Source organism: Pseudomonas sp. R3-52-08 (genome assembly GCF_003851745.1).
Classification (GTDB): Bacteria; Pseudomonadota; Gammaproteobacteria; order Pseudomonadales; family Pseudomonadaceae; genus Aquipseudomonas.
Map to the genome: position 1 here is coordinate 358,547 of NZ_CP027730.1, position 24,254 is coordinate 382,800.

General features: G+C 59.1%; 14 protein-coding genes and 2 pseudogenes. 12 read left to right on the forward strand and 4 right to left on the reverse strand.

The window, feature by feature from the left end; genetic code table 11:
- Positions 1-40: 40 nt before the first annotated feature.
- Together C4J91_RS01540 and C4J91_RS01545 are read right to left on the reverse strand one after the other, a co-directional pair.
- The gene (locus C4J91_RS01540) at positions 41-793 is read right to left on the reverse strand and encodes an ABC transporter substrate-binding protein (RefSeq protein WP_057725474.1); all 753 of its coding nucleotides are present in this window, start codon (positions 791-793) and stop codon (positions 41-43) included.
- Between the two features lie 13 nt (positions 794-806).
- Positions 807-1,580 (reverse strand): ABC transporter ATP-binding protein, encoded by a 774-nt coding sequence (locus C4J91_RS01545; protein ID WP_124360836.1) that lies wholly within the window; start codon positions 1,578-1,580, stop codon positions 807-809.
- 554 nt (positions 1,581-2,134) lie between these two features.
- Here C4J91_RS01545 and gabP point away from each other — a divergent pair.
- A complete protein-coding gene (gabP, locus tag C4J91_RS01550) occupies positions 2,135-3,526 on the forward strand; it encodes a GABA permease (RefSeq protein ID WP_124360837.1) in 1,392 nt (463 codons plus the stop codon).
- Between the two features lie 117 nt (positions 3,527-3,643).
- Here gabP and C4J91_RS01555 read toward each other — a convergent pair whose 3' ends face one another.
- Positions 3,644-4,057, reverse strand: coding sequence for a hypothetical protein (locus C4J91_RS01555; protein ID WP_124360838.1), 414 nt, complete (start codon positions 4,055-4,057; stop codon positions 3,644-3,646).
- A gap of 140 nt (positions 4,058-4,197) precedes the next feature.
- Between C4J91_RS01555 and C4J91_RS01560 the strand changes: the two genes are divergently transcribed.
- From C4J91_RS01560 to C4J91_RS01610, 11 genes and pseudogenes are all read left to right on the forward strand, one after another.
- Positions 4,198-5,163, forward strand: coding sequence for an arsenic resistance protein (locus C4J91_RS01560; RefSeq protein WP_124365094.1), 966 nt, complete (start codon positions 4,198-4,200; stop codon positions 5,161-5,163).
- A gap of 86 nt (positions 5,164-5,249) precedes the next feature.
- A complete protein-coding gene (locus tag C4J91_RS01565) occupies positions 5,250-6,857 on the forward strand; it encodes a glycosyltransferase family 39 protein (RefSeq protein WP_124360839.1) in 1,608 nt (535 codons plus the stop codon).
- Between the two features lie 238 nt (positions 6,858-7,095).
- Positions 7,096-8,814, forward strand: coding sequence for a ShlB/FhaC/HecB family hemolysin secretion/activation protein (locus C4J91_RS01570; RefSeq protein WP_124360840.1), 1,719 nt, complete (start codon positions 7,096-7,098; stop codon positions 8,812-8,814).
- Between the two features lie 31 nt (positions 8,815-8,845).
- A complete protein-coding gene (locus tag C4J91_RS01575; RefSeq protein WP_124360841.1) occupies positions 8,846-19,228 on the forward strand; it encodes a filamentous hemagglutinin N-terminal domain-containing protein in 10,383 nt (3,460 codons plus the stop codon).
- A gap of 15 nt (positions 19,229-19,243) precedes the next feature.
- The gene (locus C4J91_RS01580; RefSeq protein ID WP_124360842.1) at positions 19,244-19,492 is read left to right on the forward strand and encodes a hypothetical protein; all 249 of its coding nucleotides are present in this window, start codon (positions 19,244-19,246) and stop codon (positions 19,490-19,492) included.
- A gap of 210 nt (positions 19,493-19,702) precedes the next feature.
- Positions 19,703-19,996: pseudogene (locus C4J91_RS01585) on the forward strand (IS4 family transposase); the annotation flags it as partial.
- Between the two features lie 83 nt (positions 19,997-20,079).
- On the forward strand, positions 20,080-21,228 hold the full coding sequence (locus C4J91_RS01590) for a DDE-type integrase/transposase/recombinase (RefSeq protein ID WP_124360843.1): 1,149 nt from the start codon (positions 20,080-20,082) through the stop codon (positions 21,226-21,228).
- Positions 21,229-21,277: 49 nt separating this feature from the next.
- A pseudogene (locus C4J91_RS01595) lies at positions 21,278-22,177 on the forward strand (IS4 family transposase); the annotation flags it as partial.
- Positions 22,178-22,246: 69 nt separating this feature from the next.
- Entirely contained in the window at positions 22,247-22,384 is a 138-nt protein-coding gene (locus C4J91_RS28020; RefSeq protein ID WP_164484505.1) for a DNA/RNA non-specific endonuclease, read from the forward strand.
- Positions 22,345-22,503, forward strand: a complete 159-nt coding sequence (locus C4J91_RS28025; RefSeq protein ID WP_124360845.1) for a DNA/RNA non-specific endonuclease — start codon at positions 22,345-22,347, stop codon at positions 22,501-22,503. Before C4J91_RS28020 ends, C4J91_RS28025 begins: the two co-directional genes overlap by 40 nt.
- Complete coding sequence (locus C4J91_RS01610) at positions 22,503-22,832, forward strand: hypothetical protein (RefSeq protein WP_124360846.1); 330 nt, start codon at positions 22,503-22,505, stop codon at positions 22,830-22,832. Before C4J91_RS28025 ends, C4J91_RS01610 begins: the two co-directional genes overlap by 1 nt.
- A 65-nt stretch (positions 22,833-22,897) precedes the next feature.
- Here the strand turns inward: C4J91_RS01610 and C4J91_RS01615 are convergent, their stop codons facing one another.
- Positions 22,898-24,091 carry an IS4 family transposase gene (locus C4J91_RS01615; RefSeq protein ID WP_124360847.1) on the reverse strand — a complete coding sequence of 398 codons (1,194 nt, stop codon included), beginning with the start codon at positions 24,089-24,091 and terminating at the stop codon, positions 22,898-22,900.
- Positions 24,092-24,254 lie beyond the last annotated feature (163 nt).

The window sequence follows — 24,254 nt, forward strand, 5'->3', positions numbered from 1 at the left end:
CCGGCGCGCTCGGCTGAGCGCGCCGGTCAGGCCGTTCAGATCATTCGATGCTGAACGGGAAGTACTTGTCGTTGATCTTCTTGTAGGTGCCGTCTGCCTTGATCTCTGCCAGGGCTTTGTTCAGGCGCTCGCGCAGCGGGTCGCCCTTGCGCACGGCGATACCGATCTTGTCGCTCTCCACAACCGGGTCGCCCTTGAATTCATAGGCCGAACCGTCTTTGCTCTTGAGCCATTCGTACTGCACATACTTGTCGGCCAGGATGCCGTCCAGGCGGCCGGAAGTCAGGTCGAGGTAGGCGTTTTCCTGGGTGTCATACAGCTTGGCCTCGGTGTCCGGCAGCTTGTCTTCCAGGTAGGTGCCAGCCAGGGTCGCACGCTGTGCACCGATCACCTTGCCCTTGAGGTAGGCGGCGTCGGGCTTGAAGTCGGCGGTGGCTTTTGGCGCGATGAACTGCAGCTTGTTGGAGTAGTACGGGTCGGTGAAGTCGACAGCCTGCTTGCGCTCATCGGTGATCGACAGTGAGGACACCAGGAAGTCGAATTTCTTGGCGTTCAGGGCCGGGATGATGCCGTCCCAGTCGGACACATACACTTCGCACTTCTCGACTTTCATCTTGGCGCACAGGGCGTCGCCGATGTCTTTGTCGAAACCGACGACATTGCCGCTGGCGTCTTTATTGTTGAAGGGCGGGTAGGCCGCTTCGATCCCCATTTTCAAGGTTTCTGCCATGGCCGTGGCGCTGAACGCCATCGAAACGGCCGCGGCCAGAAGGAATTTTTTATAGGTCTGCATGCATGTTGCTCCGTTAGCGGTTGCTGGACATGAATTGTTTGCAGCGCGCCGAAAGCGGGTTGTCGAACACCTGCTGTGGCGATCCTTGCTCTTCGACCAGGCCCTGGTGCAGGAACACCACTTCGCTGGACACTTGGCGGGCGAAGCCCATTTCGTGAGTGACCAGCAGCATGGTGCGGCCTTCTTCGGCCAGCGCGCGGATCACATTAAGTACTTCCTGGACCATTTCCGGGTCAAGCGCCGACGTCGGCTCATCGAACAGAATGACCTTGGGCTGCATCGCCAACGTACGCGCAATCGCTGCGCGCTGTTGCTGGCCGCCGGACAGTTGAGCCGGGTAGGCGTGGCGCTTGTCGGCGATGCCGACCTTGGTCAGCAGGGCCTCGGCCACTTCTATCGCCTCGGCCTTGCTCTGGCCGAGCACGCGGCGAGGGGCCTCGATGATGTTGTCGAGGATGCTCATGTGCGGCCACAGGTTAAAGTTTTGAAACACAAAACCGATTTCGCTGCGCAGGCGGTTGATCTGCTTGCCGTCGGCGGCCATCAACTCGCCGTTTTTTGCGGCCTTGAGCTTGAGTTCCTCGCCGGCCACCAGAATCTGGCCCTGATGCGGGTTTTCCAGCAGATTGATGCAGCGCAGGAAGGTGGACTTGCCGGAGCCGGAGGAACCCAGGATCGAGATCACATCGCCGTCGCGAGCGGTCAGCGAGATACCTTTGAGTACCTCCAGCTCACCGTAGCGTTTGTGCAAGTTGCGGATTTCAAGCGCGGGCGCGGCCTCGGCCATGTGCGGTCCTCATTGTGTGCATTGCATTCCTGCTGTTGGGCCGCCTTCCTGGCGAGGCGCCAAGCTAGCATAGCGTTTGGATGACAGCCAACAGCGCTGCGGACGGTTAACAGGTGGTCTGCGGCAGGGTGTCGCATCGGCGCAGCAGCGTGTCGCGCCATCAACAACTAACAGACGTCTGGACCTGGCCAATCCACAGGCTTCGCGTAAAAAAGGGCGCGATGGTGCCAGCTTTGGCCGGGTGTTGGAAGGGTTAACCGGGTAAACGGTGTATATCGGCCCTTTTATAGAGCGCCGCCTACTTTTTGTGTGTGTTTTTGGTGCGCTCTTGCGCTATGAAAATGGGTCGCTCGGTAACGCTATAGCGAAATGCCATTGTTCTCAATGACTTGCGACGACTGAGGAATTGTCCTACAGCCCGCGTCAATCCAGGCTTTGTAACATTTTGGCGCAAAACTTGCGTAAAAAATAAAGAACGCCCTGTTGGTTTCTTTTCACGAGAAAGACTGCGGGCCGGGCGAACCGTTTTCGCAATTCCTCCCAAAGGTGTGTCAATGAGTAGTACGCAAAGCTGCAATGACCTCGAACAGGGGCTTAAACCGCGTCACGTGACCATGCTCTCGATTGCCGGGGTGATTGGTGCCGGTTTATTTGTGGGCTCCGGCCACGCGATTGCCGCCGCCGGCCCCGCTGTACTGCTGGCGTATGCCGCTGCGGGTACGCTGGTGGTACTGGTGATGCGCATGTTGGCCGAAATGGCCGTTGCCTCGCCGGACACCGGTTCGTTCTCTACTTACGCCGACCGTGCGATCGGCCACTGGGCCGGGTTTACCATCGGCTGGCTGTACTGGTGGTTCTGGGTGCTGGTGATTCCGTTGGAAGCCAACGCGGCCGCGACCATCCTGCATGCCTGGTTCCCGGGCGTAGCCATTTGGGCCTTTACCCTGATCATCACGTTGCTGCTGACGGCGACCAACCTGTTCAGCGTGAAGAACTACGGTGAGTTCGAGTTCTGGTTCGCGCTTATCAAGGTCGTGGCGATCGTGGGCTTTGTCATCCTCGGCCTGGCGGCGATTTTCGGCTTTTTGCCCACCAGCCAGGTCAGCGGTGTGTCGCACCTGTTCGATACCCAAGGCTTTATGCCGAACGGCATGGGCGCGGTGCTGGCGGCGATCCTGACCACCATGTTCTCGTTCATGGGTACTGAGATCGTGACCATCGCCGCCGCAGAATCGAAGAACCCCGGCCAGCAAATCACCAAGGCCACCAACTCGGTGATCTGGCGGATTGGTTTGTTCTATCTCTTGTCGATTTTCATCGTCGTGTCCTTGGTGCCTTGGAATGATCCGACGCTGGCTGCCGTGGGTTCCTACCAGACCGTGCTCGAGCGCATGGGCATCCCGAATGCCAAGCTGATCGTCGACCTGGTGGTATTGGTTGCCGTGACCAGCTGCCTCAACTCCGCGCTGTACACCGCCTCGCGCATGCTGTTCTCCCTGGGCCGTCGTGGCGACGCCCCGGCTGTGGCCAAGCGCACCAATAAAAGCGGCACGCCCTACTGGGCTGTGTTGCTGTCCACGGGCGCTGCGTTCCTGGCGGTGTTTGCCAACTATGTGGCGCCGGCGGCGGTGTTCGAATTCCTGCTGGCCAGTTCGGGCGCCATTGCCTTGCTGGTGTATCTGGTGATTGCCGTGTCGCAACTGCGCATGCGTCAGAAGCGTACGGCAGCGGGTGAGAAGATTGTGTTCAAGATGTGGCTGTTCCCAGGCCTGACCTACGCGGTGATGGTCTTTATCGTGGGCACGCTGACCATCATGCTGTTTCAGGAAGCGCACCGTGTTGAGATCATCGCGACAGGGATCCTGAGCTTGCTGGTGGTGTTGGCGGGGCTGTTTGTTGCAAATCGTCGCAAGGCCCAGAGAGTGGGCGCTGCCGTACTGAACTGACGAAATGTAGATCAAAATGTGGGAGGGGGCTTGCTCCCGATGACAGTGGGTCAGTTAACAAATAAGTGACTGACACACTGCCATCGGGAGCAAGCCCCCTCCCACATTTCGTATGTGTCAGTCTGCTGAATTTGTCAGCGTTTGGGATGCGGCTAAGTAGTCCGCCTGGAACTGCGGCGATTCGATCCACGCCAATGCGGCGGCCTCGTCATCGCTGTCAGTGGCCCATTGCCGATATTCAATCAGCGCGGCCAGGATAAAGTCGGTCGCTTCCTCTTCGCCTTCCTGCTCCAGCACCAGCGCCAGCAGCGGGTGCGCCAGGAATACCGCACACAGCGCCTGCTGGCTGATTTCGCCCGCCGTGCGCATTTCCACGAACAGCTCGGTCAAGTCCACCGACTCAAGGTCGATACGGCTGTCGTCGCCTGCGAACGCGTCCGGCTTGGTTGCGACGGCACGCTGGGTGCGGTTTTGCTTGGCCTTGGTTTTTGCCCGCTGGGCGCGTTTTTGCTGCTTGTTTGGCGAGGCCATGGGCGTAACGTCCTTGGGTTTGGGGCAGGTATTGAAGCGCAGGTTGGGAGAAATCCCAAGAAGGTTCGGTCGCTCATCCAACTCGACCGCCAGGCAATAGATGAATAGGCTTGGCCTTCGCAACCCGCCAGAGCGTCTTCATGACCCGCGACACCCTCGAGCACAACCAGATTCCCGTCTACTTTGGCGCCATCCTGCTGGCCGCTCTGTGTGGCGTATTCGCGCCATCATTCGCTCAGGGCCTCAGCGTGCTGATCACGCCGGCCATCGCGGTGTTGATGTACGCGATGTTTCTGCAAATTCCTTTTTTGGATCTGCGCCGCAGCTGGGGCAGCAAGCGCTTTATGGCGGCGTTGCTGCTGGCCAATTTCATCCTGGTGCCCTTGCTGGTATGGGCGCTGACCCGTGGCCTGCTGGAGCACCCTGCGCTGTTGGTGGGCGCGTTGCTGGTGTTGCTCACGCCGTGTATCGATTACGTGGTGGTGTTTACTCACATTGGCAAGGGTGACTCGCGGTTGGTACTGGCGGCCACGCCGCTATTGCTGCTGATGCAGTTGGCCCTGCTGCCGGTGTACCTGGGGTCGATGCTGGGGGCGCAGTCCGGTGTGGTGATCGCGGTTGGGCCGTTTATCCAAGCGTTCCTGTGCTTAATCGTGGCGCCGATGCTGCTGGCCGCGTTGACCCTGCTCCTTGCGCGCCGCTCAACACGCATAAGCCGGTGGAACAGCACCTGGGCCTGGCTGCCGGTGCCGGCGATGGCGCTCGTGCTGTTTGTGGTGATCGGGTCGCAAATCACATCGGTGATTCGGGACATCGGCGTACTGCTGCCAGTGCTCGCGATCTACGCAGGTTTCGTGCTGCTGGCGCCGCTGATGGGAATGTTGGCCGCGCGGCTGTTTGCGCTGCCGGCGGCCTCGGCGCGTGCGGTGACGTTCAGCGCATCCACCCGCAATTCGCTGGTGGTGCTGCCCCTGGCGCTGGCGTTGCCTGAGGGCGTGCGCGGGTTGGCCGCGACGGCGGTCATCCTGCAGACCCTGGTCGAGCTGGTCGCGCAGTTGATCTATATCCGCCTGATCCCGGCCCTGGTGTGGCCCGCCAGCCGCTAACGCGAGAATAATCAGGTTTGTTCAGGCGCTATTCAGGGAGGCGGCCGGCACCATAAGCGCGCGCTTCCCACCTGACAGGTCACCCGATGGATCATCGCAACCGCTATCGCCTGGAGTCACTGGGCATCTTTCTGATCGCCCTATTGCTGTTCACCTGGGGTATCTGGGACCAGCAGCCCCAAGGCTTTGACGGACGTTGGGCGCTGTTCCTGCAGGAAATGTTTCGCCACGGCGCGAGTCTTTTCCCCACCACCTACGGCCAGCCGTACGCCGATTATCCCGGCACCGCGACGTTCCTGAGCTTCGTTTTCGCACGCTTGTTCGACGCGCCCAACCATCTGGCGAATGTGCTGCCCACGGCGCTGGCTTCGGCCGGGGTGATTGCCTTGATCTATCGCCTGCTGGCGCCGTCCAGCCGGCCCTGGGCATTCCTGACGGTGCTGCTGACATTGCTCACCACCCAGTTGCTCGAAAAGTCGCGCTCGGTGTGCCTGGACCAGATGATCGCGCTGTTGTGCATCGGCACTTTCTACCTGCTGCACAGTGGTGAGCGCCTGGGCTCGCGGTGCAGGCAGCTTGCGGTGTTCCCCCTGTTTATCCTGGCCTTTGCGATTCGCGGGCCGCTGGGGTTGATCGAGGTGTGTGGCGTCGCCTGCGTGTACTCGGCGCTGGGCCGGCCGGGGGAGCGGGTCAGGCAGGTGTTGATTCACGGCGTTGTCGGGTTGGTGTTGCTGGCGGCGTGCTGGTGGCTATTGATGAAGCTCGCGCGCATCAGTGGTGGCGATGCCTTTGCCGATGAGGTGTTCAAGATGCAGGTCGGCGGGCGCCTCGATGAGTCCGGCGAGCCGTTCTACTTTTACTTCCAACTGAGTTTGTACCGCTACTTCCCGGTGGTGCCATTGGCGCTGGCTACCTTGATTGCGCTGCGTCACCGCTGGGCGCAACGCTGGGCCAACGAGGATGTGCAGTTATTGATACGGCTCGGCGCGTGCGGCCTGATGATTCTACTCGGCCTGTCCGTGCCGCATTTCAAGCGTGCTTATTACATTCTGCCCATGGTGCCGATGTTTGCTGCGGTAGCGGCCTATGGGCTGCTCCAGGCGCAAGGCTGGCTCGTTGGCGTGCGCCGCAGTTACGAAGGGCTCGTTGTAGCGCTGCCGGCGCTGTGCGTGGTGGTGCTGTTTGTGTGTCGACATGCCTGGCACAAGCAGGGTTACTGGCCCGACGTGTCCATGCCGCTATTGATCGGCGTGCTGGTGCTTCTGCAGGTGGCGGCGATCCTTGCGTGGTATCGGGCTACGCGATTGGTGTGGCTCAGCGCAATCGCCCTGGCGGCCCAGTGGTTGCTATTGGTGAGCGTCATCGAGCCGGCCAAGGACCTTCAGTTCGATACCCGGCGGTTTGTCAGCCAGGTGGAAGCGTTGCGGGATGCGCAGCCGGGGCCTTTGGTGTTTGTCGACCTGGCCCGGGACACCTGGGCGGTACGCTACATGATGAACCTGGACCACGATGAGCAGCCGCTGTTCGTTGGGCGTAACGAGCTGGAAAAGCTTGCCACACTGCCCCGGCCATCCTGGGTGATTGTCCCGCGCAAGGACACGGCCCTGTTGAAGGGCTCGCCCGTGGAGCCATTGGCGCCGAGCTTTCAGGGGCGGTTGAATGACAATCCGTTGATGGTGTTTTTGCTCAACTGAGAAGCCCTTTTTAGAAAGCATTTGAGGCGACGCTCAGCGCGTTACCGTTGCTCGTTCAGTTAGACCACCGCTACCGTCTATCGGAATCGCAACGCCGGATATTCGAAATTTATAATTTTTTATTTAAAAATCAGTTAGTTAAAAGTTATTAACGCATCTGCCAATAAGACAGTCGGGATATTGGCTGACGCATGCTTCGATGTTAATTTGCCACCCTTTGTAAATCGACGGATCGAACATGTACTTTCTCCTGCCATGGACTCGGCTGCTGGGCGCTTGCCTGCTGACTTGCTTCGCGCTGAACACTGCATTCGCCGCCCCCACCCCCGGCGACCAGGACCTGATCCGCGACCGTCAAAACCGCCTGCTCGAAGAGCAGCAGCGGCGTCTGCAGGAACTCCAGGACCTGCCCGGCAAAGCGGCCAAGCCCGAAGCCCCGGCCACCCCCGCCGATTCGCGCTGCTTCCCGATCAACGACATCGAACTCAAAGGCGCCGACAGCCTGCCGGCCGCCGACCGCGAGCGCCTGCTCAAGCCGTATATCGGCCAGTGCCTGGGCGTGTCCCAGCTCAACGAACTGCTCAAGGCCATCACCGACTACTACCTCGGCAAAGGCCGCGTCACCAGCCGTGCCTACCTGCCGCAGCAGGACCTTTCCAGCGGCCACCTGCAAGTGCTGGTGGTGGAAGGCAAGCTCGAAGCCCTGAAAAGCGCCGAGGGCAGCACGGTGACCGAGCGCGAATTGGCCATGGCCTTTCCCGGCAAGGTCGGCGAGGCGCTGAACCTGCGCGAAATCGAGCAACTGGTGGACCAGCTCAACCGCCTGCCGTCGAAACAGGCGCAGATGGAGCTGACCCCCGGCAGCCAGGTCGGCGGCAGCGACGTGGTGGTCAAGAACACCCCACAAAAGCCCTGGCGCGCCAGCCTGTCGCGCAATAACGACGGCCAGAAAAGCACCGGCGAACAGCAATGGGGCGCCGGCCTTGAGTGGGACAGCCCGCTCGGCCTGGGCGACCAGTTGATGCTGCGCGGCGGCCACGACGCCATCAGCGACCACCAGAAAACCTCGAAAAACACCCTGCTCTACTACAACGTACCGTGGGGCTGGTGGAACTTCAGTTACAGCTACAACGAGAGCGACTACCGCACCTACATCGTGGCCGATAACGCCAAGTACAAGCAGGACGGCGACAACCAGAACCACCAGCTGCGCGCCGAGCGGGTGATCCATCGCGATGACGTGAGCAAGACCTCGGTCAACGTCGGCCTGGCGCACCTGCGCACCAACAACTACCTCCTCGACGTGCGCACCGCGCCCAGCAGCAACCGCCTCAGCGAACTGCAACTGGGCATCAACCACGGGCGGCGTATTGGCAGTGCCTTCGTCAACCTCGACCTGGGCATGCAAAACGGCATCGGCCTGCTCGACGCCCAGTCGCAGGAAGAGCGCGACGAGTTCGGCCGACGCCAGCCGAATTCGCGCTACCGCAAATACACCGCCACCGTCAGCTACCTGCAACCGTTCAGCCTGTGGGGCGAGTCGTTCAGCTTCAGCAGCCTGGCTACCGGCCAACGCAGCGAAGACATCCTGTTCAGCCCGCAGCGCATGAGCCTCGGCGGTTCGGCCTCGGTGCGCGGCTTCAAGGACCAATTATTGACCGGCGACAGCGGCGGCTACTGGCGCAACGAAGTGCGCTGGGCGCGCCCGGTGACCCTCGACTGGATGCGCCCGGCCTTCTTCGAGTACGGCGCCAGCGTCGGCTACGACCAGGGCGTGATCAGCAACGACCGCTACAACGACAACCTGCATGGGCGGGTCTCCAGCAACTCCCTGGAACTGTTCGCCCGCGGCAAAAACGTCAGCACCAGCGTGACCTTTGCCCATTCGTTAGAAAGACCTGGGGTCGTGACCGAGCGCGAAGCGCCGATCTACTTCCGCATGGATTTCTTCCTGTAATTCAACGCCCCGCTGCAATGAGAACCTGACAATGGACGTTCGCCAATTCGCCTTCCTGGCCCGCCAACCTTCTGCCGCCCTGAAGCCGCGCAACGCGTTCTTCGGCCTGCCCAAGCGCGGGCTGGCGTTGATCCTCGCCAATGCGCTGTTCTGGCAGCCGCTGCTGGCCCAGGCCGAGGGCATTGTGGTCAGCGCGCCAGGCACCACCGTGGGTGCGGCGGGCAATGGCGTGCCGGTGGTGAACATCGCCACGCCCAACGGCGCGGGTTTGTCCCATAACCAGTTCCAGCAGTACAACGTCGGCCCCAACGGCGTGATCCTCAATAACGCCACCGGCACCCTGGTCAACACCCAGCTGGGCGGCTACATCGTCGGCAACCCCAACCTCAAGGGCGGCGCAGCCAGCGTCATCCTCAACGAAGTCAACGGCGGCAGCGCCAGCCAGTTGCGCGGCTACACCGAAGTGGCGGGGCAGTCGGCCAAGGTCATCGTCGCCAACCCGTACGGGATTACCTGCAGCGGCTGCGGCTTCATCAACACGCCGAACGTGACCCTCACCACCGGCAAACCGGTGCTCGACCCGACCGGCCAGCTGAAAAGCTACCAGGTCGACGGCGGCGCCGTGACCATCGACGGCGAAGGCCTCAACGCGAGCAACGTCGACCGCTTCGACATCATTACCCGCTCGGCCAAGATCAACGCACAGATCAACGCCCGCGAACTCAACGTGATCGCCGGGCGTAACGACGTCGATGCGCAAAGTCTGAACACCACGCCACGCGCTGACGACGGCAGCGCCAAGCCGGAGCTGGCGATCGACTCCTCGGCCCTGGGCGGCATGTATGCCGGCGCGATCAAGCTGGTGGGCACCGAGGCCGGTGTGGGGGTGAAGCTCGACGGCACCCTGGCGGCCAGTGGTGGGGATATTCAGCTCGATGCCAATGGGCGCTTGAGCATGGTCAATGCCAAGGCCAGCGAAGCGGTGGTGATCAAGGCCGACCAGCTTGATGCCACGGGCGCGATCTACGCGGGCACCCGAATCGATGCGCAAACCACCACAGGCTTGAGCAACCAGAAAAGCCTCGCCGCGCGCGACAGCATCAGCCTGACCAGCAGCGGGCAGGTGATCAACAACGGCATCATCGAAGCTGGCGTGAATGGCGATGAAAGCCGCAATGCCAGCGGCGACGTCAACCTGACCGCGGCGGGTGTGCAAAACACCCAAAGCGTGGTCGCCAGTCGCACCCTGACGGTGACCGCTGCGCAGACCCTGAATAACCAGGGCGGCACATTGAGCGGTGTGAACACCGTGGTCAGCGCAGGCCAGCTCGATAACCGGGGCGGCCGGGTTCTGGGGGCCGAGGCGCTCAAGGTCAACGCCACCGGCCTGGATAACCGCGCGGCTGGCTTGGTGCACAGCGATAACAGCACCGACGTCACGGTGACGGCTGCCCTGGATAACCAGAACGGTCGAGTGATAGGCCTCAAGAGCCTGACGCTCAACGCCGGGCAATTGACCAACGATAACGGCTTGGTCGCAAGCCAAGAGCAGGCCCAGGTAACCGCCGGGGCGTTGAGCAACCGGGCGGGCGAAATCTCCGCCCAGCAAACCACCCTTAACGCCACGTCGCTGGATAACCGTTCCGGCAAACTGCTGGGCAGCCAACTCAACGTGACCGCCAGCGGCGCCATTGATAACCGCCTGGGGATTTTCTCCGCCACCAGCCTGCTGACGGTGCAAGCCGCGAGCCTGGATAACAGCGACCAAGGCTCCGTCGCCAGCCAGGGCAACCTGACCGCGACCATCGCCGGGCTGTTCGACAATCACAATCAAGGCAACCTGGTCAGCCAAGGGGCCCAGCAGGTTCGGGTCGGGCAGCTGAACAACGCCCAGGCTGGGCTGGTATCGAGTAAAACCACCCTGGCGCTGCACGGCGATACTCTGGCCAACCAGGGCGGCCAGGTGATCGCCGATGGGGCATTGACCCTGACCGGCGGTAGCGTCGACAACAGCAATGGCGGCCAACTGAGCAGTCATAGCGGGTTGACGCTCAATGCCAACCAACTCGATAACAGCGCCGGTCGGATCAGTGCCAAGGGTGATCTGCAGGCCACCGTCGGCGTGCTCAACCAGCAAGCGGGTGAGCTGGTCAGCGAAGGCGCGCTGAGCCTTATTGGCACCTCGGTGGACAACCGCAACGGCGGTTTCATCGCCGCCACCAACGGCGTTGATTTGCGCAGCCAGAGCGTGCTCAACCAGCAAGGCGAGATCTCCAGCCAGGCCAAGGTGCTGCTGGTGGCCGACCAGTTGAACAACAATGCTGGCAAGGTGATTGGTGACAGCGGCTTGAGCCTGACCGTGCAACGCCTGCTCAACCAGAGCAAAGGCCTGCTGGCGGGGCGCGACGGCCTCGTGCTGAACGGCGGTCAACTGGATAACAGCCTGGGCGGCCGCATCACCAGCCAGAAAGACCTGAATATCAACCTGAGCGGCGACCTGCTCAACCATGACCAGGGCACCTTGCTCAGTGAAGGCACGTTAACGGTCAAGGCTGGCACGCTGGACAACCGCCAGGGCGGTATTCTGTCCGCCGCCAACGCCCTGTCGATCACAACGGACGGCCAACTGAACAATCAGGCGGGCAAGCTGCTGGCCGATGGCGCGGCCACGCTGGTGAGCGCTGCGCTGAACAACAGCCAGGGCGGTGTGATCAGCGCCAAGCAACAGGTTGACGTGCGCAGTGCTGGGCTGGACAACAGCCAGCGCGGCAGCATCAGCAGTGACGCCGGCATCACCCTGAATGCCGGGCAACTGGACAACAGCCAGCAAGGTTCGATCTTCGCCAAGTCAACCGTCAAGGCCACCCTGACCGGGCTGGACCAACATGATCGTGGCGAGTTGGTCAGCGATACCCACATCGATCTGGACTTGAACCACGGGCAACTGATCAACCGCGACCACGGCCTGATTGCGACCCCCGGCCAATTGCTGCTGAGCAACCTGGGCAGCGTCGACAACAGCCAGGGCGGCGAGATTTCCAGCACCCAGTCCTTCCTGTTGACGGCCGACGCGCTGAACAACCGGGGCGGCAAAGTCATCAGTGGCGACAGCCTTCAGGTGCGCATCGCCAAGGCGCTGGATAACAGCGTTGAAGGTGTGTTGTCTGCCAAGAACCTCTTGCAGGTGGATGCAGGCAGCCTGGACAACCAGGCCGGCGGCGCCCTCGCCAGCCGAGGCGCGCTGGGCCTGAAGGTCACAGGCCTTCTGGACAACCATAACCAGGGGCTGATTTCTGCCGCCACTGCCCTGAATGCCACGTCGGGCGCATTGAACAACAGTGACAAGGGCCGGCTTTCTGCCGGCACGTTCCACACCCTTAATACCGGCGCACTGAATAACTCCCAGGGCGGGCAACTGGTCAGCGATGGCAGCCTGACAATCACCGCCGCCAATGTGGATAACCGCAGTGGCGTGATCGGCAGCCAGCACGCCTTGAACCTGACCGTCGCCAACCTCGACAACGGCGCGGGCCTGATCAACAGTCAAAGCGACCTCACCCTGGCGGGCCAGCGTGTGGACTCAAGCCAGGACGGTGAAATCTCGGCCAAGGGCGACTTGAAACTCACGATCCAGAAGCTGATCCAGCGCCAGGGCCGCTTGATCGGCGAGCGCGCCGTGAGCCTCGATCTGCAAGGCGGTGATCTGGACAACAGCGCGGGCTTGATCAGCGCCAAAGGGCCGTTGACCTTCGCGCGCCTGGCCAACCTGACCAACCGTGAACAAGGCGAAATCTCCAGCCAGACGGCATTCAGCGTGGCGGCCAAGCGCATCGACAACGGCGATCGCGGGGTCATCCTCAGTGCCGATCAATTGCGTCTTGAAGCCGATGCCGTGGTCAACGCTGACAAGGGTTTGATCTCTGGCTGGAATGGCCTGACCGTCGTCGGCGGCAGCCTGGACAACAGCGCCGAAGGCACGTTGTCGAGCAAGAGCGGCATCTTGCAAACCACGTTCACCGGCACGCTGGATAACCACGCGGCAGGTGCCCTGGTCAGCCAGGGCAAGCAAACCATCAGCGCGGCCAGCCTGAACAACGATCAAGGGATTATTTCAGGCCAGGCGGATGTCAGCCTTACCGTCACCGGGCGCCTGGACAACAGCAACGGCGGCTTGATTTCCGCCGGTCAGCACCTGGGCTTCAACCATGGCCAGAGTGAAATCCTCAACCGTGGCGGCCAGATCAGTGCTGCCAACATCACCCTGGTTGGCCAAAGCCTGGACAACAGCGCCGGTCAACTGATCAGCCAGGGCACCCTGGAAGGCACCCTCAGCGGTGCGCTGATCAACGCCAACAACGCCCGCCTGGCCAGTGGCGCAGCTTTGCTGCTGAACGCATCGAGCCTGGATAACCGGGGCGGCCAACTGGTCAGCCAGGACCGACTCGACCTGACCCTCGCCGACGGTCTGGATAACCGCGACAAAGGCACCCTCGCCAGCCAGAAAGACCTGGTGATCAAGCTGTTGGCCGGTGACATCAACAACCAGCAGGACGGCCTGATTTTCAGCCAGAAGGGCAAGCTTGATCTGGCTGCGCGTACCCTGAATAACCAGAAGGGCACGTTGCAAAGCCAAGCCGATAACCGGCTACGCCTCAGTGGCGCCCTGAACAACCAGGGTGGCCGAGTCGACAGCCTCAGTGGCAACCTGGACCTGGAAGCAGCCAGTGTGGCCAACACCGCCGGCGGCATACTCAACAGCAGCAAGGGCTGGATCAAACTGGTCAGCGGCCTGTTCGACAACGGCAGCGGGATCACCCAGGCGCAATCGCTGGACATCACCGCCAACGGCGGCTTGCTCAACCAACTGGGGCACCTCTCGGCCCTGGGCGGTGAAAACCGTATCGTCACCAGCAGCTTTAATAACCAGGGTGGCGGTGTGTATGCCGACACCTTGCTCAAAGTCACGGCCCAGGATTTCGATAACCAGGGCACGGCTGCCGGCAACGGCGGCAAGGTCGGCGCGCGCACCATCGACTTCGGCCTGACAGGCGCCCTGAGCAACCGCTTTGGCCTGATCGAAAGCGACGACACCCTAAGCCTCACCGCGCAAACCATCAGCAACGTGGGCGGTACCCTGCGGGCCATGGGCCGCAGCGGTTCCACCCGCATCAGCACACTGGGGCTGTTCGATAACCGCCTGGGTGCGCTGGAAAGCGCCAACGAAGAACTCAACTTGCAAGCGGCCAGCCTGGACAACAACGGCGGGCGCATCGTGCACACCGGCAGCGGCACATTCGACCTGACTTCCGACCAAGTCACCCGAGCCGGCGGCAGCTTCATCACCAGCGGCCAACTGGACATCACGGCGGCCAAGTGGACCAACAGCAGCGTGATTCAGGCCGCACGCCTGAATCTCGACATCGGCGAGTTCACCCAGACCGCCAGCGGCCAGTTGCTGGGCGCACAAAGCCTGACCGGCATCGGCGGCACCTGGACCAACGAAGGCCTGCTGGCGAGCGATGGCACCCTCAACCTGACACTGACCGGTGGCTACAGCGGCAATGGTCGGGTCAGCAGCCTGGGCGCCATGAGCCTCACCAGCGCCGGCATGGACCTCGGCGATAACGCACGCATTGCCGGTGGTGCACTTACCCAGATCAACAGCACCACCCTGAACAATCGCGGACGCCTGACCGCCATCGGCGACCTGACCGTCAACGCCACCACCTTGAACAATTACGGCACCCTGGGCGGCGCTGGAAAGGTCCGCCTGAACGCCACTCACCTGCTCAACGACAAGGGCCTGATCTTCAGCGGCAACGACATGACGTTGCGCGTCAATGATTTCAGCAACCGCTATGGCGACGTCTACAGCCTGGGCGGCCTGGACATCGCTCGCGACGACGCCAATGGGCGCAGCACCCTGATCGAAAACGTCTCCGGCACCCTGGAAAGCACCGGCAACATGCGTTTGCTGGCCGACACCCTGAGCAACCGTCGCGACCAGTTCAGCACCGAAATGAAACTGGTGTCGGGCAGCTTCGACACCTACTACGACGACTTCTGTGACGGCAAAGGGTGTGAAGTGCACTTCCGCTCGGTTGAGCGCTACGAGGACGTCGTCACCGGCAGTTCCCCCACGGCGTACATCTCGTCGGGCGCAGGCCTGACCGTCGGCGCGCAAACCGTCGACAACCTCTACAGCTCAATCTCGGCTGCGGGCAATATCCAGATCGATACCGGTGTACTGAACAACACAGGCGCAGCCGGTGGCGAGGATCGTCACTTCGACTCGGAGTTCTATACCCGCAACGACAGCGTCTACAACACGTTCATCATCCGCAGGAACCAGTTCAACCTCTACAACAACCCCAACTCGGCCGACTACCGTCCCGGCGAAATGACCATCGCCAAGCTGAGGGACGGGATCGGTAACTTCTACAACGATTCCAGCTATGTCGTCGCCACCGCCGGACGTGTGATTGCCCCCGCTGTTATTCAGGCGGCCGGCTCTGTCACCGTTAACGCTACGCAGCAAATCAACAACAGCGTGATCCGCGCCAACGCCACGGATATCAATACGCCGGCGCAAAACCGCAATACCAACTCCGACGTGTTTGCCTCCACGGTCAAACCGGCGATCACCGCGCAACTGCCGCCGGACCTGGCCCAGCGCCAGGTCAACCCGGTGACCTTGCCCGGCTTCAGTTTGCCGACCAGTCAGAACGGCTTGTTCCGCCTCAGCGGCCAGGCCGCGAAGGCCGGCGCAGCGGGTAAAACCGCCACCGGCAGTGGTAACTTCAGCGTGAGCGGGCGAGTGGTCAGCGCCGCCGAGCGCGAGAAAACTCTCGACTACAGCGCCGTGCAAGAGCGCGGCTTCAGCCTCGATGGCCAGCCGGTCAGTGGCGCGGTCAACGGCCAGGGCCCGCTGGTGCTGGACGGCCGCGCGCCTTCGGTCACCCGCGTGCAGGGTGTGCCGGACATTGCCCCGGTGGATAACAGCCACAAATACCTGATCGAAACCAACCCGGCGCTCACCGACCTCAAGCAGTTCATGAGCTCCGACTACCTGCTCGGCAAACTCGGCTACAACCCCGACGCCAGCTGGAAGCGTCTGGGCGACGGCCTCTACGAGCAACGCCTGATCCGCGAAGCCGTGGTGGCGCGTACCGGCCAGCGCTATATCAACGGCATCGCCAGCGACGACGCGCTGTTCCGCTACTTGATGGACAACGCCATCTCCTACAAGGACTCGCTCAACCTGCAGCTCGGCGTGTCGCTCACCGCCGAACAAGTGGCGGCGTTGACCCACGACATCGTCTGGATGGAAGAGGCCGAGGTCAACGGGGAAAAAGTCCTGACCCCGGTGTTATACCTGGCCCAGGCCAACAACCGCCTGGCGCCCAACGGTGCGTTGATCCAGGGCCAGGATGTCAGCCTGATCAGCGGCGGCGACCTGCACAACAGCGGCACCCTGCGCGCCACCAACAACCTGAGCATGGTCGCGGGCAACATCGACAACAGCGGCCTGATGCAAGCCGGCAACCGCCTGGAAATGCTCGCCACCGACTCGATCCGCAACAGCCGTGGCGGCATCATCACCGGTCGCGACATCAGCGCCACGGCGGTGACCGGCGACATCATCAACGAGCGCACCGTCACCACCTTCAAGCGCGACGGCGAGAAATTCCAACTGCGCGACGACGTGGTCAGCGATGCGTCGCGCTTCGAAGCAACCGATACCTTGCGGCTCAACGCCGGCCGGGATGTGCTCAACGTAGGCAGCAATCTAAAGGCTGGCGGCAACGCCAGTGTGACCGCAGGCCGCGACGTAGTGATCGCCAGCCAGACCGAAGAAGACAGCGCCGCCTACCAGCGCCGCCGGGTCAAGAGCACCGAGCAAACCCTGCTGCAACACGGCTCCAGCGTGGAGGTGGGCGGCAACCTCGCCATCGACGCCCGACGCGACATCGCCGTGGTCGCCAGCACCGTCAGCGCGGCCAAAGACCTGAGCGTCAAAGCCGGCGAAAACCTGACCCTGGCCGCCGCCGCCAACGAACAGCACGACTACTCCAAAGGCAAAAAAGGCGACACCAAAACCACCACCCAACTGGACAGCGTCACCCAACAAAGCGCCGAACTCAAAGCCGGCGGCGACCTGATCGCTGTGGCCGGCACCGACCTGACCCTGGTCGCCAGCAAAATCAGCGCGGGCAACGAAGCCTACGTGCATGCCGACAACGAACTGCAACTGCTCGCCGCGCAAGACAGCAACTACTCGCTGTATGACATGAGCAAGAAAGGCGGGTGGGGCAGCAAGAAGACCCAGCGGGATGAAGTGACCGATGTGAAAAATGTCGGCAGTGAGATCAAGACTTGGGGAGACCTGACGCTGGAAAGTGGTGGGAATCAGAAGTATCAAGCGGCGAAGCTCGACAGTGGCGGGGATATAGCGATTGTCAGTGGTGGGGCGGTGACGTTTGAAGCGGTGAAGGATTTGCACGACGAGAGCCACACCAAGAGCAAAGGTGACTTGGCGTGGACGAGTTCCAAAGGCAAAGGCAACACCGACGAGACGTTGCGCCAGACGCAGATGATTGCAGAAGGTAGCGTCGTGATCAAAGCCGTCGATGGTTTGAAGATTGATATCAAACACATCGATCAGAACACGGTTAGCCAGACGATTGATGTGATGGTTAAAGCCGACCCGCAACTGGCTTGGCTGAAAGAAGCTGAGAAGCGTGGAGATGTGGATTGGCGCCAGGTTAAAGAGCTGCATGACAGTTTCAAATATAGCAATTCAGGCTTAGGCGCCGGCGCACAAATCATCATTGCGATCATTGTTACGTACTTCACGATGGGGGCCGCCAGCGGCGTAATTGCCTCTGCGGGGGTGGGGACGTCGATGGCTGGTGCCACGGCTGCTTCTACCGCCGTGTCTGCTGCTGGCTGGGCCAATGCTGCGGGCAGCGTCATAGCGGGTGGCATGGCGAGTAACGCTACGATCAGCGCCATCAATAACCGGGGCAACCTGAGCACCGTCTTGAAGGATGTTACTTCCAGCGACGCGATGAGGGGCTATGTAGTATCCGGCGTCACGGCTGGCTTGACTGCTGGTGTCTATGACAAGTGGACCGGCACTCAGACCGGTACTTCCACTGCACTACCCAACTCAGGTGCGGTTGCGACCGTGAGTCCATTGAGCACTTGGCAAGGCGTGGGGCAGTTCACGACTAACCAGGTACTGCAAAACGGTACGTCCGTATTGCTGGATCGAGCGCTGGGAGGGGAGGGCCGCCTGGGTGATGCGTTGCAAAATAGCTTGGCCAATGCATTCGCTGCCTACGGTTTCAACCTGATTGGCGATACCACCAAAGGTCACTTGGCCGATGGGGGCATCGCCAAGATCGGGCTACATGCAGTGATGGGCGGGTTGGCGGCTGAGGCCTCTGGGGGGGATTTCCGTACGGGCGCGCTGGCAGCTGGCGTGAATGAGGCATTGGTAGATAGCCTCTACAAGAACTACGCCGACATGCCCGATGACCAGAAGAAACGTTTGCTGGTCATGAATTCGCAGGTGGTCGGCGTGCTAGCGGCGTCGGTACAGAGCGGTGCTGACGCTGAAAGTCTGCAAACGGGAGCATGGGTGGCGGGTAGTGCGACACAGTACAACTACCTGTTTCACCAGGAAGTGGAGGAGATGACTGAGGAGGTTGCTAGCAAGAAAACCGAGGCTGAAAAAAACGAGGTACGTGCCCGCTACGCGCAACTTGACGAAGCTAGAAACGCGGAGCTGCGGTCGGTTTGCCAAGCTGCTCCCGCTGCATGTGATGCAGTATCAAATCGTTTAATCGCGGATGAGCCCAAGCTGCGTGAGTTGGCCAAATCGCTCTATGCACAAGGTCATACCAGTGAAGCCACTACGATTGCGGCAATTATCATCAGCAATAACACCACTGCGACTTTAACGATAGCAACGGAACTGGCGGCATTGCGGGATGGTGACCAGTCTTCATTCTGGGACGCTGCTGCTGGTACACTGCTAGGCGCATCACTTGGAGGAATGAGGCCGAGTGGAGGTGGCGTCGGTCCAAAAGGGATAGGCGAAGCTTCAGGGTCGGCAAAAAACTTCTCAATTGCCGATCGCGTCTTTGGTCAGCTCAATGATCCTCGAATGGGGCAACTTGCAGGAAAGCTTGATGTCGATGCCTTACAGAAGCTTGCTAATAATCCCAGCGCTACTCGGTTCATGGACGCAAGGACAGGGCATATCAATGTAATTCAAGAAGTTGAAGGGAAGCTGATTCGAATTACCGTGCCAAGAGACGAGATGAAGATTATTTCTGTTGGCCCAATTAGACCTAACCAAGTTAAAAATTTGTTAGGCAAGGGCGATTTTGTCCCGTTACCTTGAATTTTCGGAGGGCTTGTGGCTTCAATTCATATTGAGGAAATTCAAAAAATCCTGTTTGCGCAAGGCAATAAAGATTCCTTGCCAAATCAAGATAATGGGGAGGGCTACTTTCTAGAGATTAGATTTGACAGTTCTACTCGCAAGGCATCTGGGATTGTTGATGAAGAGTATAAGGATAAAGTAATAACTCTGGATTGCCCTTACGGCACAGTAGTTATTTTGTGTGATGAGGAAGGGCAGTTAAAATCAATTGAGTTAAGTTAGCTGCACTAAGTTGACATTCCCAGCACCGGCCTTGCGCCGGTGTTTTTGCACCCTGTTTGCCCTCTGGCAGGGGAAATAGGGGTGAAATAGGGGCCAGACCCTGAGGGATCCCCGAATTTTCTTACTTAAAATCAAGAAGTTGGAATATTGAAGAGGCCTGCATGAGCCGGCAACTTGGTTTGCACCACACAAAACTAAGAACCCGAACCCATGCAGGCCATCCGATTTTTACACAGAGCGCTCGCTCAAGCACTGCCCTCGATCCATTCTCGCCGCCTAACGACGCTGATGAGTTGTGTCAGTTCGTTACTGCAAGGCCGTCGCCTGACGCTAACAGCGCTGGGACGTTTTATGCCAGGTCAGGCGTACCCCAAGCATGCGATCAAACGAGTGGACCGATTACTGGGTAATCAACACCTCAGAGCAGAGCGCCCGCTGTTCTACTGGGTGATGCTGCGGGCGTTGTTAGGCTCCCTGAAGCACCCTTTAATCTTGGTGGACTGGGGTACAAACCGGGGACATCGTTTACATTTCTAACCGGGGACATGGTTTACAGGTTAATACGCATGATCAGGAGGTAACTGATCATGCCCTGGAACCAAGAGTCTCCGATGAATCAACGAATCAGACTGGTCGCTGACTGGCTTTCTGGTAATTACACCAAAAGCCAGCTGGCGCGCCGCTTTAACGTAAGTCGGCCTACCGTCGACAAATGGATCGGCCGGCACAATGGCGATTTAAAGTCGTTAGCCGAACTGTCCCGACGCCCTCACAACAGCCCCAATAAAACCGACGATGAAATCCTGGCCCGTGTGGTGGCGATGAAGGAGGCGCACGATAAATGGGGTCCGAAGAAGCTTCTCGAGCTATTGCGACTTGAAGATCCCTCCATCGCCTGGCCTTCCCCAAGTACAGCAGGCCAATGGCTTGATCGACTTGGGCTCGTCCAAAAGCGGCGCTTCAAGCGCAGACACGGTACTTCCCCTGTAGTAATGCGCGAGGCCAACGAACCTAACCAGACGTGGTGCGCCGACTACAAAGGGCAATTCAAAATGCATAACGCGCAGATGTGCTTCCCTTTGACCATCACAGACCACGCTTCCCGGATGATTTTGGCGTGCAGGGCTCATTCAAAGATCAAGACTGAACCTGTTAAACAAGCCTTTGAGAGACTGTTTCAGGAGTATGGCATGCCCGAAGTTATTCGGTCGGACAACGGTGTTCCGTTTGCCTCTCCTGGCCTGGCAAGAATATCCACGCTGGCAGTTTGGTGGATACGTCTGGGCATCTATCCGGAGCGCACCATGCCAGGAAGACCGGCCCAAAATGGTCGCCATGAGCGGATGCACCGTAGCTTGAAACTGGAGCTGCCCTTAGGAGAAAACTTAATCGAGCAGCAGCTTTTGCTGGAGCATTTCAGGCATGAGTTCAATTACGTGCGCCCTCATGAAGCGCTCAGTATGAAGCGTCCAGGGGACGTGTATGTGCCGTCTACCCGGCCTTACCCAGGATGCTTGCCGGATGTGGAGTATCCGTCCGAAATGAAGGTTCGAAGCGTCAGACAGGACGGGTCGATCAAGTGGAACGGCAAGTTGGTATTTATCAGCGAGGCGCTGTCAGGGGAGCAGATAGGGCTTAAAGAGGCTGAGGATGATGTTTGGGATTTGTACTTGTGTGATTATCCCCTGGGAAGGCTTGGGCGAGGTATGACCCGCGTCCAAGCCTCAAATGTGTAAACGATGTCCCCGGTTTCAGATGTAAACGATGTCTACGGTTCTACACCGGTCTCGAATTGATGCTCCTGGCGATGCGTTTTTGTTGAGAGCCGCGGTCCCGTTTGCGGGACGCTCGTTTCCTATTTATGAAAGCGTTCATGAGCGTGAGAGCTGTCCCAAATATCAAAGCCGCCTGCTCAAAATGTTAGCTGAGTTACTGCCTGACGGATGCGTTCCAGTCTTGGTCACGGATGCGGGTTTTCGGCGTCCGTGGATGAAGGCTGTGGTAGCGAAGGGCTGGTATTACGTGGCTCGCATACGCAACCGTGAACTTTATCGTCGAGAAGCAAACGACTGGCAACCCGTGAAGAATTTGTACGCTCTGGCCACTTCATCACCTAAATCGCTGGGGCGCGTTGAGATGACGCGTAGCGCCCCTCACTTCGTCGATTTGTACTGCGTTCGCCATTCAGCCAAGGGCCGAAAACACCAACGAGTCACGGGTTCAATCGCCAGAAGCAAGCTCAGCCGACAGTCCGCCAAACGTGAGCGTGAGCCGTGGTTGCTTGCCAGCAATCTTGCGCAAAGTGAGTGGAACCCGGTACAGATTGTGGCGATTTATAAGCGGCGTATGCAGATCGAGGAAGGTTTCCGAGATGTCAAAAGTGAGCACCTGGGATTCGGTCTGAATTTGCATCGAAGCCACTGCCCAAAGCGCATTGAGGTGCTGTTGTTGATTGCGGCATTGGCCAACTACCTCATATTTTTAACAGGGCTGCAGGCGCGAGAAAATGGTTTGGAACGGTGCTATCAAAGCAATAGCCTCAAAGAGAAACGAGTGCTTTCATTGTGGCGATTAGGTTTGGAATACTGGCGCAGTTGCACCGAGTTCGGTAGTCAAAAACACCTGGAGATATTGGAGAAAGCTCTGCGTGATGAGGTGCACCATCAGGCGCAGAGCTTGGAGTAAATTTGTGGGGATCCCTCAGGGTCTGACCCCTATTTTTCCCTCGGCGTCACTGGGGACGAGGGTGGGCACTTGATTGCTAGTATATTCAACGGACCTGGGGAGAGATTGAACCTCCTTCCCATGAATGGGAACTTGAATAAAGGTACTTGGAAATCTATGGAGAATACATGGCGTCCGCACTTAAGGAGGGCAAACAGGTTAGCGTGAAGATTGAGCCTGTGTATTCTGGTAAAAGTGTTCGGCCAGATAGCTTTAATGTGGAGTATTCAATAGGCGGTGCTCGTCCAAAAGAGATTGTATTTAAAAACTCACCGGGTGGAAATTGATGCGTAGTGATAATGATATTTACAATGACATTGGGGGTATTTTATTTGAGATTGCTCCCAGCGGAGCCTGTAAAATTATAATGCGTGCACAGCTATCCCAAGAGCTAGATAGCTGTGAGTATGAGTATGACTACATTGATGCACAAGGTAACGTTGCCTGGTTCACGGCAGGCGGGCGAGCCAATACAGATATTTTAGATCTTTTAACAGAGCTGCGTAGTTGGTATGTTGAGAATAAACTTACAGGAGGGCTGCCAGCGTGGAGTGGCTGTGAGGTGACCTTGGACTTAGTTAAGGTTAAAATTAGTATAGATTTTATTTATCCTTGAGAACTAAGCGGAAAGTTTAGGTGTAGTGGAAAAGCGGGGTCAGACCCTGAGGGATCCCCACAAATTTACTCCAAGCTCTGCGCCTGATGGTGCACCTCATCACGCAGAGCTTTCCCCAATATCTCCAGGTGTTTTTGACCACCGAACTCGGTGCAACTGCGCCAGTATTCCAAACCTAATCGCCACAATGAAAGCACTCGTTTCTCTTTGAGGCTATTGCTTTGATAGCACCGTTCCAAACCATTTTCTCGCGCCTGCAGCCCTGTTAAAAATATGAAGTAGTTGGCCAATGCCGCAATCAACAACAGCACCTCAATGCGCTTTGGGCAGTGGCTTCGATGCAAATTCAGACCGAATCCCAGGTGCTCACTTTTGACATCTCGGAAACCTTCCTCGATCTGCATACGCCGCTTATAAATCGCCACAATCTGTGCCGGGTTCCACTCACTTTGCGCAAGATTGCTGGCAAGCAACCACGGCTCACGCTCACGTTTGGCGGACTGTCGGCTGAGCTTGCTTCTGGCGATTGAACCCGTGACTCGTTGGTGTTTTCGGCCCTTGGCTGAATGGCGAACGCAGTACAAATCGACGAAGTGAGGGGCGCTACGCGTCATCTCAACGCGCCCCAGCGATTTAGGTGATGAAGTGGCCAGAGCGTACAAATTCTTCACGGGTTGCCAGTCGTTTGCTTCTCGACGATAAAGTTCACGGTTGCGTATGCGAGCCACGTAATACCAGCCCTTCGCTACCACAGCCTTCATCCACGGACGCCGAAAACCCGCATCCGTGACCAAGACTGGAACGCATCCGTCAGGCAGTAACTCAGCTAACATTTTGAGCAGGCGGCTTTGATATTTGGGACAGCTCTCACGCTCATGAACGCTTTCATAAATAGGAAACGAGCGTCCCGCAAACGGGACCGCGGCTCTCAACAAAAACGCATCGCCAGGAGCATCAATTCGAGACCAGTCCACCAAGATTAAAGGGTGCTTCAGGGAGCCTAACAACGCCCGCAGCATCACCCAGTAGAACAGCGGGCGCTCTGCTCTGAGGTGTTGATTACCCAGTAATCGGTCCACTCGTTTGATCGCATGCTTGGGGTACGCCTGACCTGGCATAAAACGTCCCAGCGCTGTTAGCGTCAGGCGACGGCCTTGCAGTAACGAACTGACACAACTCATCAGCGTCGTTAGGCGGCGAGAATGGATCGAGGGCAGTGCTTGAGCGAGCGCTCTGTGTAAAAATCGGATGGCCTGCATGGGTTCGGGTTCTTAGTTTTGTGTGGTGCAAACCAAGTTGCCGGCTCATGCAGGCCTCTTCAATATTCCAACTTCTTGATTTTAAGTAAGAAAATTCGGGGATCCCTCAGGGTCTGACCCCTATTTTTGCTGTTTTTGAATATTCAAATGGCTACAATAGGCT

Coding starts and splice junctions, on each gene's coding strand:
- C4J91_RS01615 (WP_124360847.1), bottom strand. CDS start 24,091: ATGCAGGCCATCCGATTTTTACACAGAGCGCTCGCTCAAGCACTGCCC.
- C4J91_RS01545 (WP_124360836.1), bottom strand. CDS start 1,580: ATGGCCGAGGCCGCGCCCGCGCTTGAAATCCGCAACTTGCACAAACGC.
- C4J91_RS01570 (WP_124360840.1), top strand. CDS start 7,096: ATGTACTTTCTCCTGCCATGGACTCGGCTGCTGGGCGCTTGCCTGCTG.
- gabP (WP_124360837.1), top strand. CDS start 2,135: ATGAGTAGTACGCAAAGCTGCAATGACCTCGAACAGGGGCTTAAACCG.
- C4J91_RS01610 (WP_124360846.1), top strand. CDS start 22,503: ATGCGTAGTGATAATGATATTTACAATGACATTGGGGGTATTTTATTT.
- C4J91_RS01555 (WP_124360838.1), bottom strand. CDS start 4,057: ATGGCCTCGCCAAACAAGCAGCAAAAACGCGCCCAGCGGGCAAAAACC.
- C4J91_RS01565 (WP_124360839.1), top strand. CDS start 5,250: ATGGATCATCGCAACCGCTATCGCCTGGAGTCACTGGGCATCTTTCTG.
- C4J91_RS01590 (WP_124360843.1), top strand. CDS start 20,080: ATGCCCTGGAACCAAGAGTCTCCGATGAATCAACGAATCAGACTGGTC.
- C4J91_RS01540 (WP_057725474.1), bottom strand. CDS start 793: ATGCAGACCTATAAAAAATTCCTTCTGGCCGCGGCCGTTTCGATGGCG.
- C4J91_RS28025 (WP_124360845.1), top strand. CDS start 22,345: ATGGCGTCCGCACTTAAGGAGGGCAAACAGGTTAGCGTGAAGATTGAG.
- C4J91_RS01560 (WP_124365094.1), top strand. CDS start 4,198: ATGACCCGCGACACCCTCGAGCACAACCAGATTCCCGTCTACTTTGGC.
- C4J91_RS01575 (WP_124360841.1), top strand. CDS start 8,846: ATGGACGTTCGCCAATTCGCCTTCCTGGCCCGCCAACCTTCTGCCGCC.